17 protein-coding genes are annotated in these 15678 nt (G+C 49.9%); 8 read left to right on the top strand and 9 right to left on the bottom strand.

Going from position 1 to position 15678, the window contains the following annotated elements; translation table 11 throughout:
* Window positions 1–26 precede the first annotated feature (26 nt).
* Both purR and AB3G37_RS15745 read right to left on the bottom strand, forming a co-directional pair.
* Window positions 27–1052, bottom strand: coding sequence for an HTH-type transcriptional repressor PurR (gene purR, locus AB3G37_RS15750; protein WP_009635926.1), 1026 nt, complete (start codon window positions 1050–1052; stop codon window positions 27–29).
* A 388-nt stretch (window positions 1053–1440) separates the two neighbouring features.
* Entirely contained in the window at window positions 1441–2352 is a 912-nt protein-coding gene (locus AB3G37_RS15745) for a C40 family peptidase (protein WP_369788415.1), read from the bottom strand.
* Between the two features lie 417 nt (window positions 2353–2769).
* Here AB3G37_RS15745 and AB3G37_RS15740 point away from each other — a divergent pair, with 417 nt between their 5' ends.
* On the top strand, window positions 2770–3117 hold the full coding sequence (locus AB3G37_RS15740) for a Grx4 family monothiol glutaredoxin (protein ID WP_009635928.1): 348 nt from the start codon (window positions 2770–2772) through the stop codon (window positions 3115–3117).
* Window positions 3118–3307: 190 nt separating this feature from the next.
* On the opposite strand, the gene rnt is transcribed toward AB3G37_RS15740, so the two are convergent.
* From rnt to AB3G37_RS15725, 3 genes are all read right to left on the bottom strand, one after another.
* Window positions 3308–3970, bottom strand: coding sequence for a ribonuclease T (gene rnt / locus AB3G37_RS15735; protein ID WP_009635929.1), 663 nt, complete (start codon window positions 3968–3970; stop codon window positions 3308–3310).
* Between the two features lie 125 nt (window positions 3971–4095).
* Window positions 4096–4503 carry a lactoylglutathione lyase gene (gloA, locus tag AB3G37_RS15730; protein WP_009635930.1) on the bottom strand — a complete coding sequence of 136 codons (408 nt, stop codon included), beginning with the start codon at window positions 4501–4503 and terminating at the stop codon, window positions 4096–4098.
* Between the two features lie 150 nt (window positions 4504–4653).
* Entirely contained in the window at window positions 4654–5745 is a 1092-nt protein-coding gene (locus AB3G37_RS15725; protein ID WP_369788414.1) for an alkene reductase, read from the bottom strand.
* A gap of 204 nt (window positions 5746–5949) precedes the next feature.
* Between AB3G37_RS15725 and AB3G37_RS15720 the strand changes: the two genes are divergently transcribed.
* A complete protein-coding gene (locus AB3G37_RS15720) occupies window positions 5950–6189 on the top strand; it encodes a DUF1289 domain-containing protein (RefSeq protein WP_009635932.1) in 240 nt (79 codons plus the stop codon).
* Window positions 6190–6191: 2 nt separating this feature from the next.
* On the opposite strand, the gene AB3G37_RS15715 is transcribed toward AB3G37_RS15720, so the two are convergent.
* From AB3G37_RS15715 to AB3G37_RS15705, 3 genes are read right to left on the bottom strand one after another with little or no spacing between them, the layout of a single operon-like run.
* Window positions 6192–8237, bottom strand: a complete 2046-nt coding sequence (locus AB3G37_RS15715; RefSeq protein ID WP_369788413.1) for an FUSC family protein — start codon at window positions 8235–8237, stop codon at window positions 6192–6194.
* A 9-nt stretch (window positions 8238–8246) separates the two neighbouring features.
* Window positions 8247–9104, bottom strand: coding sequence for an efflux RND transporter periplasmic adaptor subunit (locus AB3G37_RS15710; RefSeq protein WP_369788412.1), 858 nt, complete (start codon window positions 9102–9104; stop codon window positions 8247–8249).
* Window positions 9105–9109: 5 nt separating this feature from the next.
* The gene (locus AB3G37_RS15705) at window positions 9110–9346 is read right to left on the bottom strand and encodes a DUF1656 domain-containing protein (protein ID WP_009635935.1); all 237 of its coding nucleotides are present in this window, start codon (window positions 9344–9346) and stop codon (window positions 9110–9112) included.
* Between the two features lie 192 nt (window positions 9347–9538).
* On the opposite strand from AB3G37_RS15705, the gene slyA reads away from it, so the two are divergent.
* Complete coding sequence (slyA, locus tag AB3G37_RS15700; RefSeq protein WP_009635936.1) at window positions 9539–9973, top strand: transcriptional regulator SlyA; 435 nt, start codon at window positions 9539–9541, stop codon at window positions 9971–9973.
* A 140-nt stretch (window positions 9974–10113) separates the two neighbouring features.
* Here slyA and AB3G37_RS15695 read toward each other — a convergent pair whose 3' ends face one another.
* Complete coding sequence (locus AB3G37_RS15695) at window positions 10114–10584, bottom strand: glycine zipper 2TM domain-containing protein (RefSeq protein ID WP_009635937.1); 471 nt, start codon at window positions 10582–10584, stop codon at window positions 10114–10116.
* Between the two features lie 356 nt (window positions 10585–10940).
* Here AB3G37_RS15695 and anmK point away from each other — a divergent pair, with 356 nt between their 5' ends.
* The 5 genes from anmK to pdxY all read left to right on the top strand — a co-directional run bounded on the left by anmK (window position 10941) and on the right by pdxY (window position 15641).
* Complete coding sequence (anmK, locus tag AB3G37_RS15690) at window positions 10941–12065, top strand: anhydro-N-acetylmuramic acid kinase (RefSeq protein ID WP_369790975.1); 1125 nt, start codon at window positions 10941–10943, stop codon at window positions 12063–12065.
* Between the two features lie 39 nt (window positions 12066–12104).
* Window positions 12105–12434, top strand: a complete 330-nt coding sequence (locus AB3G37_RS15685; protein WP_009635939.1) for an MliC family protein — start codon at window positions 12105–12107, stop codon at window positions 12432–12434.
* A gap of 142 nt (window positions 12435–12576) precedes the next feature.
* On the top strand, window positions 12577–13254 hold the full coding sequence (pdxH, locus tag AB3G37_RS15680; protein WP_009635940.1) for a pyridoxamine 5'-phosphate oxidase: 678 nt from the start codon (window positions 12577–12579) through the stop codon (window positions 13252–13254).
* A gap of 153 nt (window positions 13255–13407) precedes the next feature.
* On the top strand, window positions 13408–14682 hold the full coding sequence (gene tyrS / locus AB3G37_RS15675; RefSeq protein WP_009635941.1) for a tyrosine--tRNA ligase: 1275 nt from the start codon (window positions 13408–13410) through the stop codon (window positions 14680–14682).
* A gap of 98 nt (window positions 14683–14780) precedes the next feature.
* Window positions 14781–15641 carry a pyridoxal kinase PdxY gene (pdxY, locus tag AB3G37_RS15670; RefSeq protein WP_369790974.1) on the top strand — a complete coding sequence of 287 codons (861 nt, stop codon included), beginning with the start codon at window positions 14781–14783 and terminating at the stop codon, window positions 15639–15641.
* Window positions 15642–15678 lie beyond the last annotated feature (37 nt).

Raw genomic sequence — 15678 nt, 5'->3', positions numbered from 1 at the left:
GACGTGTTTTAATTGCAGGGCAGAAATTAACGGCGATAGTCGCGGAATGGACCATCGGCAACCGAGCGCCTTTCAACCAGTTTCGGTTTGACTTCGATAGTCTGCTGAACTTCGCGTTTGCTGATAATGCGGTCGAGCAGCATAGTAAAGGCCATTTCGCCCAGACGCTCTTTCGGCTGATGAACCGTAGTCAGTGCCGGAGAGAAATAACGCGCGTTTCGCAGGTTATCGTAACCCATCACCGAGATATCTTGCGGAACGCGCAGGCCCATTTCATCGGCAGCGCAGATTGCGCCCATCGCCATTACGTCACCGCCGCAGAATACGGCAGTAGGTCGCTGTTTCTGATTGAGAATCTGTTGCATTGCCTGATAGCCAGATTCTGGTTCAAAATCACCCTGCACGACCCATTCATCGCGAACTGGAATATTCGCTTCGCTCAATGCTTTCAAGAAACCACGATAACGACCGCCGCCGGTGTTGCGGTTCAGTTGTCCCGGGATCGCGCCAATGTCACGATGACCGCGTTCGATAAGATAGCGGCCAGCAAGATACCCCCCCGCAAAGGCGTTATCGATAATTGAGTCAGTGAAGTCATTCTGTGCTTCGCCCCAGTCCATAACGACCATCGGGATCGAGCGGTACTCTTCTAACATTGCCAGCAGTTCATCCGGGTATTCAGCACACATTACCAGCAGGCCATCGACGCGCTTTTGCGCCAGCATCTGTAGATAGGCTTTCTGTTTTTCCAGATCATTGTGCGAATTACATAAGATAAGCGTATAGCCTTTGGCGAAGCAGCTGTTCTCTACAGCCTCAATAACTTCTGCAAAGTAGGGCGCTTCGCTTGAGGTCGCCAGCAGTCCAATGGTTTTTGTATTATTAACCTTCAGACTGCGCGCTACGGCACTCGGGGAATAGTGCAAATCTTTAATGGCTGCGCGGACTGCAGCTTTGGTTTCTTCGGCGACGAAACGGGTTTTATTGATGACGTGCGACACGGTTGTAGTCGAAACACCTGCGCGCTTAGCGACATCTTTGATCGTGGCCATGTAAAAATCACTCCTGAACTAACCCTTTCCAGCACGTTAGTTTTTTGTTAATCGTTTGCCTGCGTGCATTCAACTGCGTAAATCATTTTATGCAGTCAAATCGTTGGATGGTTCCAGGAGGGCCTGAAAGAAGCGTCGGTCAACTACGGCCGGGCACACAGCGTGGTAACCGCTAATTTTCTCTTATATCTTAAAAAAGGGGAAGCCAAATTTGTGTTTTCGCCTTAACTCAGCGCATTGAATGGCTTAAATGAGGGAATGAGGAAACAAAAAGGGCGATTTCTTATCGCAGAAATCGCCCTTGACTATTTTATCTATTCCGCCGACGGCGTTAAATTTAAACCATTCGTTAAATGCTATTCACAGGTGTTAAGCGAGAAATCATTATTTAACGAATCGTTTTTGGCGTCATTACGCGGCGTGCACCTACATAGTGATCTTGCCAGTAGTTATCTGCCAGATAACTGATTTTGATGTCTTCTCCGGTACGCGGTGACTGAATAAACTTACCGTTTCCGAGATAAACACCTACGTGATCTGCTGCGCCGCGTTTGGTAATTCTGAAGAACACCAGATCGCCTGACTCAAGCTCACCACGTTGTATCGGGGCCGCGTCGCGCAAATGGTACATTTCATTGGCGGTGCGAGGCATTTTAATGCGCATCAAATCTTTGTAGGCATAATAAACCAGGCCACTACAGTCGAAACCGGTACTCGGTGAGGTTCCACCCCAGCGATAAGGTTTGCCAACTTGGTGCATCAGCTTGTTCATCGCGGTTTCTTTGGCATGTAGATACTTTTTCTTGTGTGCCGCGCTTAGTGTAAGGGGGGCGCAAGTATCGGCTTTTGCCTGGTGCTTACGATGTCGCCCGTAAGCTTTTTTTCCGTCTTTCGCACAAACCACATTAGATGTGGTGGCAAGAGAACGGGTAATTGATGTTATTTCTTTTTTCGGCTTTTCAGTTTTGTGACTTGCAAGTCGGGCTGCTACCGGTTTTTCGTTCTTTCGTCGCACCAACTTAGTGCTGGTAGGGTGCTTGTGCTCAACCGCGGCTTTGGCATGAACAGGTTCTTTGGTCTTGCTATGTTCTTTGGCTTTTGATTGTTCTTTGACCGGAACAATTTTTGACTTTTTATTGCTTCTGGCTACAACTTTTCGCTTTCGTCGCTCATCAGGTTTTGCCTGACTAACGTGCTTTTCTGCCTGTTGAGCAGAAACACGATTCGTTGGCGAAGCATGCGCCAAATTCAAAAAAAGCTGGGTAAACAGCAGCACAAAAAGCGTAAACATTAAACGCATGGCGTCGCTACCAATATTAGGCCGAAGTTAAACATCTAAAGATGTCCCAGTATTCCCCAAAAGCGGGAGACAAAACAGCACGAATTGCTTCGATTCTAATTCATATTGTGAGTAAAAGTTAATAACTTTTTTTCAGCGCGTTTTTTAAGCTATGGCGCTGTAAAATTAACCAATATTCATAGGGTTAAACTCACATCATTCAAAAGATCCTTAAATGATCGAGTGGGTTAAAGTCACAGAACAAAAATGTTATTCTATATGCATCTTTATTTTTGCACTGTTTTAACAATCAGGGATACTATCACTGACATTAGAGCGATGCATCCGTTTAAGACATAAAAACCCTATAAAAATTGGTGTTTTTATTAAATAAGTAATGACCGTGACAGCCAATTACTGGCTTGAGGAAGCAATAAAATGACCACTACTATTGAAAAGATCCAACAGCAAGTTTCCGAGAACCCAATTCTTCTTTATATGAAGGGCTCTCCAAAACTGCCAAGCTGCGGTTTCTCTGCTCAGGCCGTGCAGGCACTTTCTGCCTGTGGTGAGCGTTTCGCATATGTTGATATTCTGCTAAATCCGGATATCCGTGCCGAGATGCCAAAATTTGCCAACTGGCCTACTTTCCCACAGCTGTGGGTTGACGGTGAGCTGGTCGGCGGTTGTGATATCGTGATTGAAATGTATCAGCGTGGCGAATTGCAGCAGCTGATCAAAGAAACGGCTGAAAAATATAAGTCTCAGGAAGAACAGCCTGAGTAATGGCTTGATTATACGTCGAGGCTAGTTCTACCCTGCGTAGATTCTCTCCGGGCTAAAGTAGTTTACATCGGCGTGTAGTTTACATCGGCGTGTAGTTTAGTTTTAATCGGCGTATAAAGATAAATAGAAAGAGCGGCTCAGTTAGCCGCTCTTTTTTTATGTCAGTTGCCTCCTAAAACGGCAGTAATGCTTATTTTGACTCTTCGTTCTCATCTTCGGCAATAGGCAAAGGCCAGCCGCCCAGACGTTTCCAACGATTCACCAATTCACAAAACAGATGTGCCGTTTGCTCGGTATCATACAGTGCCGAGTGCGCCTGTGAGCTGTCAAAGGTCATCCCGGCGCTGATACACGCTTTCGCCAACACCGTTTGACCAAGCACCAGCCCGCTCAGCGCGGCAGTATCGAACGTGGCGAACGGATGGAACGGGTTACGCTTGAGGCCTGCACGCTCTGCCGCCGCCATCATAAAACTGTGATCGAAATTAGCATTGTGCGCAACGATAATGGCTCGGTTGCAATCCTGTTCTTTCATCCCCTTGCGAATCGCCTTAAAAATGGCATGTAGCGCGTCATATTCGCTGACAGCGCCGCGCAGGGGGTTGGTCGGATCAATACCGTTGAACGCCAGCGCTTCCGGATGAAGTATCGATCCCTCAAACGGTTCGACGTGAAAATGCAGCGTTTCATCGTTTTGCAGCCAACCATCTTCATCCATTTTCAATGTCACGGCTGCGATTTCAAGCAGGGCGTCGGTCTGGGCATTAAATCCGGCGGTTTCTACATCTATTACCACGGGGTAAAACCCACGGAAACGACCTTTCAGGGCGTTAATGTCACTTTTGTCAGCCATTGGTATCTTATCTTTAAACGAATTCAGCGCGCATTATGGCAAATTTTCAGGCCAGATGCAGGAAAGGAGTATGAAATGAAAAAAGGGCGCAACCTTCGCGCCCTTGATAGCTGTCTCCGGCGGGATTAATTACCCAGGCCCTGACCAGCGTGTTTTGATTCGATTAACTCGATTTTATAACCATCTGGATCTTCAACGAAGGCAATAATAGTCGTGCCGCCTTTAACCGGGCCAGCTTCGCGCACTACGCTACCACCGGCTTTGCGGATGTCTTCGCAAGTTTGTGCCACGTTATCGACGCCCAGCGCCAGATGACCAAAAGCGGTGCCGTGGTCATAACTGTCAACGCCGTAGTTATAGGTCAGTTCAATGACAGCGCCTTTGCTTTCATCTTCATAGCCAACGAAAGCCAGATCGTATTTGTACTCAGTATTTTGGCTGGTACGCAGCACTCGCATGCCCAGTACTTCAGTATAAAATTTAATGGAGCGCTGCATATCGCCAACGCGGATCATGGTATGGAGTAAACGCATAATTCCCTCTGATTGCCAGTTAAATACTATTGCCAGTTAAATACTATCGAACAAGTAGACTAACGTAATACAGCCGTTTTGTCTGTAATAGACGCCACGACTGTACACTCGTTAAACACTGTCTAATCTAAAGTCTGGATTAACGATAATTTACAGTGTTGGGTAATCGGTATAGCCCTTGGCACCGCCGCCGTAGAAGGTTTCTGGCTGTGGGGCGTTTAGTGGCGCGTGGCTTTTCAGGCGCTCGACCAGATCCGGGTTGGCAATGTAGCTACGACCAAAGGCGACGGCATCAATGTAGCCTTTGGCAATCAATTCTTCGCCTTTCTCGGCACTGTAAGCGCCTGCGCCAACTATCACGCCCTGATAATGCTGGCGAATAATTTTACGGAATTTTTCGCTGTAAGGCTGGCCGCCGGCCCAGTCTGGCTCGGAGATGTGCAGGTATGCCAGATTGCGTTTGTTCAATTCATCGAGTAGATAAACCGCTGCAGCTTCCTGATCTTCACCGTTGTCCAGACCATTGAACGGACCAAGCGGAGAGATGCGAATACCCACACGATCGGCACCGATTTCTGCCACCGTCGCATCTACCACCTCAAGTGTCAGGCGAGTGCGATTTTCAACAGTGCCGCCGTACTGGTCGTCACGCACGTTTGATGCCGGAGACATGAACTGGTGTAGCAAGTATCCGTGCGCGGCATGCAACTCAATGTAGTCAAAGTCTGCTTCGCGGGAATGGGCTGCCGCCAGGCGGAAATCGTTAACGATGCCCGAAATTTCATGAGTTTCCAGCGCGCGAGGCGTTGAAGTTTCTTCACGAATGGCATTGCCGTTTTCGTCACGCAGGCTAGTACGAGTGCCTGCAGCAATGGCTGAAGGAGCCACTGGCGCCAGATTGTCAGGCTGCAAACTGGAGTGTGAGATACGGCCAGTGTGCCACAGCTGAACGGCGATATAACCTTCTTTGGCGTGAACACCGGCAACGATTTTTTTCCAGGCTGCGGTTTGCTCTGGCGTATGCAGTCCCGGCGCACCGGCGTAGCCTTTTGCCTGGAAGGAAATTTGCGTCGCCTCAGTGATAATCAGACCTGAACTGTGGCGCTGTGCATAATATTCGCCCATCAGCGGAGTAGGAATATCGCCAGGTTCAATGCTGCGCAGGCGAGTTAACGGAGCCATAAAAACGCGGTTTGGTAAAGTTTTTTTACCTACGACGATGGGTGTAAAAAGTTTTGACATGTTCGGCGATCCCTAATGATTAATGGACTAATTGTTCGTCAATTTCTGTCACTACGGTAATAGACCGATCAGTCTAGGTCAACCGGCCCAAGATACTGAAAGCTCATTCTGCTTAGTTAAAAGGCGGGATTATTGAATTTTTAGTCTAAAATATCACCAGATTTGGCCGGTGCAGGCAGATAACCTGATTTATGTGGAGTGGATGTGGCAGAGCAACTCGAGTTTTTTGATATTCCCAGCCCTTGCCGAGGGGTTTGTGAATCAGGCCCTAACGGCTTTTGTCGTGGTTGCTTTCGCAGCCGCGAGGAACGCTTCGGCTGGATAAACATGAGCGACGTTGAAAAACGCCACGTTCTGCGTTTGTGCCATCAACGCTTCCTGCGGCTAAAACGAGCGGGCCCCTCCATTGACGATCCCGCTCCGGAACAACCTTCGCTGTTTTAACTTCAGGCCGGTTTACCTTCCGTTGGCGTTGCTGCAACATCTTCAATATTAATAGAAGACTGCAACTGAGATAGCGAACAGTACAGTCGCCAAATAACCCCGGCCAGCTCTCGGGCCGATTCGTCAGGGTGGTGCGAAAGCGCTTCACTGATGCGCTGCAACTCGGTCAGGCTAGCTTCCAGTCTAGGATGACTGACTCCGCGTTCGGTCATAATCCCTTTCAGGCAGTGGATGCATACATCACGCACCTTCGACAGCGGATTTGACCGCGATTCCCATTGGCGCAGCTGCCAGACAATATGACTACAGTTCAGCAATACCACGCCCCAGCGCAGTAGCCAGTTGCGCGAAGTTTGATCTTTACTCTGGTTTAGCTGATTGACGCGATAGTAAATCAGCGATTCAAACTGCAAATGTGAAAGCTGTGGTTTACGGCTCAGCTGGTCGATAAACTCGCGGCGCAGCGCGCGAATCTGGCGTCGGCTTTTACGGCTGTCGGAGCTGGGGCGCAGTACCTGGAAGAACAGGCCTGCCAGCATCACGCCAGCAATCTTGCCGAGTCCATCATTGAAAAAAGATTGATAGTCATAGCTCGGTGGGTTGGTTACCGCTAAAAAAGATCCACTAAAGACGATCAGTTGCCCCCAAAGCGCGGCATAGCGTTTGTACTGCAGTTTAGACAGTTGCATGGTACAAAGCAGCGGCAGCAGGAATGAGCAAAATAGCCAGAAGTCATTAATCTGCACCATCACGCCAAACTTGATGATAAAGCAGCCAAAAAACAGCCAAATCAGCGACTTTGTCAGCAGTGTGACGCTGTTGATAGGGGAGGGCGTCGATGAGTAAAGTACGCAACCAATCGCGGCTAATGTTACCCCGGCAGCGCCGGAATCCCACTGTGTGTTGATCCAGTAAGCACAGGCAATCACGATGCATAAAAAAGTACGCACTCCGCTGTAAACTGCCTCGGTGTTATCGGCATGGCGAGTCAATCGGCTAACGCGCGGTGCCTCGATCCGGTCGACCGCCACTAGATTGGCGTTTTCGACCTTTTGCAAAAGCCGTTCATTACGCAGGTACAACCAGCAAAAATCGCGCATTCGTAGCCAAAATGCCTGCTGCCGATAATCGCTGGTATCAGCCGGTTTAAGCATCAACAACGTTTTTGCCAACCGGTATTTATTCATTTCCGGGTCACGTAATTGTTCTAGCAGAGTGGCAAGTTGCTGATTGAGATTTTCAGGCTGATTAGGCCAGTTGAGCATCATTCTTCGCAGGCTGGAGATGTAACTGGTCAACTGTAATTGCTGATGCAACAGATAGTTAAGCAAATTATTTTGCTGACGCAGGCGGTAATGGCTCCAGAAGGCCTGAATGCGCAGCAGGTTCAATGTCAGGATCTGGTTGATCACCCCTTCATGCGAGACGCGGATCTGGTTGGTGACTTCGCTGCGCCACAGCAATTGCGCATGCTCCAACAACTGAGTGTGCATTTTTCGCAGCGAAGTAAGCAGCGCATCGCCGTCAGAAGTGCTGGGCAACACCATCATCATAAACGCACCACACAAAATTCCGGTGATCACCTCGCAAACCCTGGCTTGCGCGATATCAAAGATACTCGTGGTATCGGTAATGTTAACGGTCGAAAAAACAATAATTGCCGCAGTGTAGCCTGCCAGCGCAAAGGCGTAAGAAACGTTGTTTTGATAAAGGTTGGAAGCGTAAGTACACAATCCCAGCCAGGCGGCGATAGACAATGTGAACAACCACGGGTCGTTCAGCGTATGCCCGGCAATGAGTACTGCGGCGGTGGCGCCGAGCAGGCTGCCAAATACGCGACCAATACTTTTGCTGATGACTCCACCAACGGTCGGAAAACTGACCACCGCCGCCGAAGTCAGCGCCCAATAAGGCTCGTCAAGCTCCAGTACAAAGGCAATCCACAGTGCCAGACACATCGCGATGGAGTTACGCAGCGCATAACGCCACTGGGCCGCGCTAGACTTCCCCCAAAGGGTGTTTTTCCATTCCAGCCATGAGAAATTCACACGCTGTCCTTAATAATGAATGGAGATCGTGCAGGTTGTGCCAGCGACCAGCACCAGCTGGTCAGGCACGTTTTCAATTTTGATCCTCACCGGCACGCGCTGCGCCAGCCTTACCCAAGGTACATTGGGTTTCACGTCGAGCAGCAGACCATTGGAACTTTCCACGCTTTGGTCATAAATGGCCCTGCCAATGCTTTCTACCTGGCCTTTCAGTGGCACATTGCCGTCATACAGCACGATATCAGCCTGGTTTCCGACGTTGATATGCTTCAGCTTGGTTTCTTCAAAATATCCCAGCACGTAGAAGGAGTGCGCGTCAACCAGCGCCACCAATGGTGTTCCGCTGGTGGCATAGTTGCCTTTTCGCGCCGAGAGGTTGGTGATGTAACCGTCGGTTGGGGCGAAGACTTTTGTCTTGCTTAAATTCCAGCGTGCCTGCTCCAGGTTAGCCTGATTGGCTTCGAGCGTGGCTTTCATGGATTTTGCCTCGAGGTTGGCCTGATCCAGTGATTCGGTGGAAATTACATCACGCCCCAGTTTTTGCCTGCGCTCGGCTTCGTGATTGGCCTTTTCAAGGTCTGCCTCAGCTTTGTCGACCGAGGCTTTGGCATTATCAACCGCAATCTGGAACGGCACCGGATCCAAAGTAAACAAAACCTCTCCCGCATGGACATACTGGTTGTCATGAACCGTAATATCGGTGATTCTGCCTGACACCTCCGGCGTAATATCGACTAATTCTGCGCGGACTTTGCCATCGCGGGTCCATGGGGACTGCATATAATAGTTCCACATCCACCAACCTGCACATAATGCGACCGCTAATACTGCCAGGGTTGAAAAATATTTAAGTGTTTTAAATTTCATCTTTTTTACTCATTCACAATCAGCAGCAGTGCAGCGCATATGGATATGACAAATATAGATAAATCCATCAAAGTTGGATGCCAGATTTCACCAGAGTAAATCCAGTCACGCACCAGGCGATGAATAATCAGCCAAATTAGGAGTCCAAGTAAAAATGCTTTAAAAATAGGAGGGAAATAAAGGGAAGCCCCCAGCACAAGATCTGGGAGAAAAGGACCAGAATGGAACATTTGGGCAATCACAATATTAATCTCTGCATCCGGTTGTGTTATAAATAATCGGGCTTCTGGGTGCGTTTTGCATTTGGGGCAACAGACTCAGATTAATTGTATTAGAGCTTACGCGTTTAGATTTATAATTTTAAGATTAAATTCACGAGAACTAAGCTAAACTCTGGGGAGTTATCTTAGCATGCTAATTATAAGGAGAGTGCATTGGAATCGAACCTAGGGTCAGATCTCGCACGATTAGTTCGCGTCTGGCGTGCGTTAATCGACGATCGTCTCAAGCCGCTGGAGCTGACGCAAACGCATTGGGTGACATTGCACAACATCAATATTTTGCCGCCTGAGCAGTCGCAAATCCAGCTGGCAAAAGCAATCGGTATTGAGCAACCTTCTCTGGTCAGGACGCTGGATCAGCTGGAAGAGAAAAAGTTGATCACCCGCCAGACTTGCGCCAGCGATCGTCGCGCCAAACGCATCAAACTGACCGAAGAAGCGGCCCCGATCATTAATCAGATGGAAACAGTGATTGATGATACCCGCAAAGAAATTTTATCGGGGATGTCTTCTACCGACATCAATTTGCTGCTGGAAATGCTGGCCAGATTAGAAAAGAACATCGCTTCGTTACAAAACAAACCATAACGACAACGCGCTTTACCTATTATTTTTTGTTGCCAGGAAAAAAAATCGGAACCGCTGCTAACAGGGATTCCGATTTTTTTATGCCAGCAGTTTAGGGCCGGCAGTTTTTATAGCAGTAATCGTAATTTGGCTGGGCGAGATTAGACGCCCGGAGAAACGGTGATATTGCTGCCGCTGCTCGCCAGGCTTACGCGTTGGCCCACATAGAATCTGGTTTTGCTGTCAACTTTCTGCACTACCTGAATCGTGTTGCCATCGTCTTTACGGATTTGCAGTTCGACACCGTTCGCCTTGTTCAAGCCGTTGGTTACTGCATTACCCGCAAGTCCACCCGCCACAGCGCCACCCGCAGTTGCCAGGCTACGACCCGCGCCGCCACCGATAGTATTACCCAGGAAACCACCCAGCACAGCACCACCGATTGCGCCAATGACGTTATTACCGTCATCACCCTGAATTTGCACCGGGCGGACTGAGACCAAAGTACCGTAAGTCACATTCTGGACCTGTTTGGCCTGCGAGGAAGAGTAAACATCGCCTGACAGTGAATCGTTTACACAGCCTGCAAGGGTAGAACCCATCATTGCGACGAGGAGAATACGCTTAATCATAAAAAGCTCCTGTTAATTACACATCGACGCCAAAGCGATTCGACGCTTGAAATCGGGACACAGTTCAACATCATTGTGGATAGTGTCAGCTACTATCATAACTCAAACTAGTGATTATCTTATAGACACGGTCATCAACTAATAATAAACGTTGGTTTATTTTTTAAAGATTAGCAAAAAAAATCCTAATCTGAATGACTGCTTTAGCCCAAATTTACTGCGAGTTGGGCTTATAAACAGGTTGCTTGGCCTTTGGGCTGATAAAAGAGAATGTAAAACATAGCGTTGGCTGGATAATTCTGTTTTATTTAGCTTTTCCTTTTTGTATTTACGAGGGAGTTCAAAAGATGCGTTCAATCAAGTCAGGCCGCTATATCGGCGTAATGTCGGGTACTAGCCTTGATGGGGTGGATGTCGTTCTTGCTGCCATAGACGACAGGATGGTGGCGCAACAGGCCAGCTATCTGCATCCTATGCCTGCGGAAATAAGGCAGGCGGTACTAGGAATGTGTCAGGGGCAAGCCGTAACTCTGGCGCAGGTTGGTGAATTGGACGCACAGCTGGGTAATCTTTTTGCCGAGGCGGTACTCGGCCTGCTTGAGAAAGCGGGTATTGAGGCTGAAGAGGTCACTGCTATTGGTTGCCACGGCCAGACGGTTTGGCATCAACCCAAAGGCGATACTCCTTTTTCGATGCAGCTCGGTGATAACAATCGCATTGCTGCCATGACCGGTATCACGACCATTGGCGATTTCCGCCGTCGTGATATGGCATGGGGAGGACAGGGCGCACCGCTGGTTCCTGCTTTTCACCAGGCGTTGCTGGCACATCCTACCGAACAGCGGATGATCCTCAATATTGGCGGCATCGCCAACCTCTCTCTGTTGCTGCCCGGTCAGCCCATTCGCGGCTATGATACTGGCCCGGGTAACATGCTGATGGACGCCTGGATAAGTCAGCATCAAGGGCTTGCCTATGACAAAGACGCTGCTTTTGCCAGTCAGGGGCGGGTAGACCTGACGCTATTACAGCACATGTTGTCCGATGCTTATTTTTCCGAACCAGCGCCAAAAAGCACTGGGCGCGAATATTTTAATCTGGCATGGCTGGAGCAGCAGTTGGCAAGCGTGCAGCCGCTGTTGGCCGAAGACGTGCAGGCAACGCTGGCGGAGCTCACGGCCACCACTATCGCGGATCAGGTTCAGTTGGCGGGCGGATGTGACCGCTTGCTGGTGTGCGGCGGCGGTGCGCGTAACCCGCTAGTCATGGCACGTCTGTCAGCCATGCTCGCCGGCACTGAAGTCAGCACCACTGATGCCTTTGGTGTTAGCGGTGACGACATGGAGGCTCTAGCATTTGCCTGGCTGGCATTTCGTACTTTATCAGGCCAGCCCGGCAATTTACCTTCAGTCACTGGTGCCAGTCGCGAAACGGTGCTCGGTGCCATTTATCCTGTTTTTTCGACCAATGACCGTCTTTAAGCCAAGATATTGAGTATTAAAAGAATGAGGATGATAACAATGAAAAAAGCGATCATGATTCTGGCAGGCATCGCGCTGTCAGGCTGTAGCATGACTACTCCCCCATTGACCAAAACTGCCAATACTCAGCTCCACTATGAATGCGGTACGACGCCACTGACAGTGACCCTCGATAAACCGGCGCATCAGGTAGATTTGATCCTCGATGGTATTCAACTGCATCTGCCGCAGGTTGAAGCCGCCTCTGGCACCAAATACAGCGATGGTCACTACACTTTCTGGTCGAAGGGTAATGCTGCTCTGGTGCAGCGCGGCGATGATGTCATCATTGACGATTGCCAACTTTCTCCTTCGTACCAGACACAATAGCTGCGTTGCCTTCTTTCGCTCACCTCATTATCTCACGAAACACTTTGCTTTAGCCCGAGAGACTTTGGAGATAGGGAGTTGTGAATTGACTGAGTCTGGCGCAAAATAACTTCATCTTTCAAATAAACTATGTTGGTCCTATATGGCTGAAAATAATGAGTTTGATGTTGCAGACTTGCGACGCGAATATATTCGTGGCGGTCTGCGTCGCAAGGATTTAAGCGCAGAGCCGCTACCGTTGTTCGAGCAATGGCTCAAGCAGGCGTGCGAGGCTAAATTACCGGACCCAACGGCCATGTGTGTCGCGACAGTGGATGAAAACGGTCAACCGTTCCAGCGCATTGTATTGCTCAAACACTTTGATGATAAAGGCATGGTGTTCTTTACCAACCTTGGCAGCCGCAAAGCGCAGCAGCTGGCGGTAAATCCGCGTATTAGCCTGTTGTTCCCTTGGCACATGCTTGATCGTCAGGTGATTTTCCTTGGTCAGGCCGAGCGTCTGCCGACGTTGGACGTGATGAAATACTTTACCAGCCGCCCAAAAGACAGTCAGATTGGAGCCTGGGTTTCCCAGCAATCCTCGCGTATTTCGGCGCGTGGCATACTTGAGAGCAAATTCCTCGAGCTAAAACAAAAATTCAGCCAGGGTGAAGTGCCGCTACCTAGTTTCTGGGGCGGTTTTCGCGTCAAATTTGATTCGGTCGAATTTTGGCAGGGCGGCGAGCATCGCCTGCACGACCGCTTTATCTACCAGCGTGAGACCTCTTCTGAAGACAATTCCACAACAACTGGTTGGAAAATCGACCGTCTGGCGCCGTAAGCCGCTAAAAGTTGTCTGAAAACCTAGCGCTTGCCTCGCGAGCGCTTTATTCTATGCAATCACCGATTTCGCAAGCGCGTTGACGAGGGTGTCGATGCGTTTTTTGCATGAACGATCCCGATAAACAATTTTCCAGAATTGATGGAGTTTTTGATGGCCAGCAGCAACTTGATTCAACAATTGCAGGAGCGGGGGCTAATTGCCCAGGTTACGGACGAAAAAGCGTTAGCAGAGCGACTGGCGCAAGGGCCAATTGCACTGTATTGCGGTTTCGATCCAACCGCCGATAGCCTGCACTTGGGCCATCTGGTGCCTTTGCTTTGCCTGAAACGCTTTCAATTGCACGGCCACAAGCCGGTTGCACTGGTGGGCGGCGCGACCGGTCTTATCGGCGATCCTAGCTTCAAGGCCGCAGAGCGCAAGCTGAACACCAGCGAAACTGTAAACGAGTGGGTCGAGAAAATCCGCACTCAGGTGTCTCCGTTCCTGGATTTCAACTGTGGCGAAAACAGCGCGATTACCGCCAACAACTACGACTGGTTTGGTGGCATGAATGTGCTGACTTTCCTGCGTGATATCGGCAAACACTTCTCTGTTAACCAGATGATTAACAAGGAAGCCGTCAAGCAGCGTCTGAATCGCGACGACAGCGGGATCTCTTTCACCGAGTTCTCTTATAATCTGCTGCAAGGTTACGATTTCTCTTCGCTGTACGACTTGCACAAGGTTGAACTGCAAATTGGTGGTTCTGACCAGTGGGGCAATATTACCTCGGGTATTGACCTTACCCGTCGTCTGCATCAGAAACAGGTGTTCGGTCTGACCGTGCCTCTGATCACCAAGGCAGACGGTACCAAGTTTGGAAAAACCGAAGGCGGCGCAGTGTGGCTGGATCCGAAAAAGACCAGTCCGTACAAGTTTTACCAGTTCTGGATCAACACCGCCGATGCTGACGTTTATCGCTTCCTGAAATTCTTCACCTTTATGAGCCTTGAAGATATCAACGCGCTGGAAGAAGAAGATAAAAACAGCGGTAAAGCTCCGCGCGCCCAATACGTTCTGGCCGAGCAAGTCACCGGCATGGTGCATGGCGAAGAAGGTTTGGCTGCTGCGCGTCGCATTACCGCCAGTCTGTTCTCGGGCGCCCTCAGCGACATGACTGAAGCTGACTTCGCTCAACTTGCGCAAGACGGCATGCCAACCATCGAGTTAGAAGGCGAGGTTGACCTGCAACAGGCGCTGGTCAATGCTGAGTTAGAGCCTTCTCGCGGACGTGCGCGCACGGCTATCTCTTCCAACGCCGTGGTGGTAAACGGTGAAAAGCAGGCCGATCCTGAATACAAATTCAGCGATAGCGATCGCCTGTTTGGCCGCTACACGTTGCTGCGCCGTGGCAAGAAGAACTATTGCCTGGCAGTCTGGAAATAATCTACCTTTGCCGGCCAGCGCTGTTTAATGCAGCGCTGGCCGGTTTGATAACTTACCCGTTGCGCCATTTTGTTGATGACGTCGGCATCGGACCTCGCATGAAAAATATTCTCTCGATTCAATCCCACACCGTTTTTGGTCACGCAGGCAACAGCGCGGCGGAATTTCCGATGCGTCGGATGGGCGCAAACGTTTGGCCGCTGAATACTGTGCAGTTTTCCAACCACACGCAATACGGGCGCTGGACGGGCTGTGTAATGCCCGCCAGCCACTTGACTGATATTGCGCGCGGCATTGCTGAAATCGATCGCCTCAAGGATTGTGACGCGGTGCTAAGCGGCTATATTGGTTCGGCGGAGCAGGGCGAACATATTCTGCAAATCGTCAGTCAGGTGAAAGCTGCCAATCCCGATGCCTGGTATTTTTGCGATCCGGTAATGGGTCACCCTGAAAAAGGCTGTATCGTTGCACCGGGCGTGGCGGAGTTTCACTGCAAGCAGGCTTTGGTGAACTGCGATATTATTGCCCCTAACCTGCTGGAGCTTGAAATGCTGTCAGGCCGCACGGTGAGTAATGTTGAAGAGTCGGTAGCAGCGGCGCGCGAGCTCATCGCCAAAGGTCCAAAAGTGGTGCTGATTAAGCACTTGAGCCGCGCCGGTTATCAAAGCGATCGTTTTGAAATGCTGCTGGTGACTGCCCAGGATGCGTGGCATATACATCGTCCGCTGGTGGATTTTGGCGTGCGTCAGCCAGTGGGCGTCGGGGATTTGACCAGCGGATTGCTGCTGGTGGATTTGTTAAAAGGCGAACAGCTGGATAAGGCGCTGGAGCACGTTACTGCGGCGGTTTACGAGGTGATGCTGGCGACTCATTCAATGGGTGAATATGAATTGCAGGTCGTGGCGGCACAGGATCAGATTGTTAAGCCTAATCATCATTTTCCGGCAGTTAAGCTGTAAATCAGGCCTGATTTAACTGACTCTCCCGCAGCTCGGG

It is taken from the genome of Rouxiella sp. WC2420 (assembly GCF_041200025.1).
In the GTDB taxonomy this organism is placed as follows: domain Bacteria; phylum Pseudomonadota; class Gammaproteobacteria; order Enterobacterales; family Enterobacteriaceae; genus Rouxiella.
Note: the sequence above shows the minus strand (reverse complement) of the source record. Positions and strands in the feature narration are given on the sequence as shown.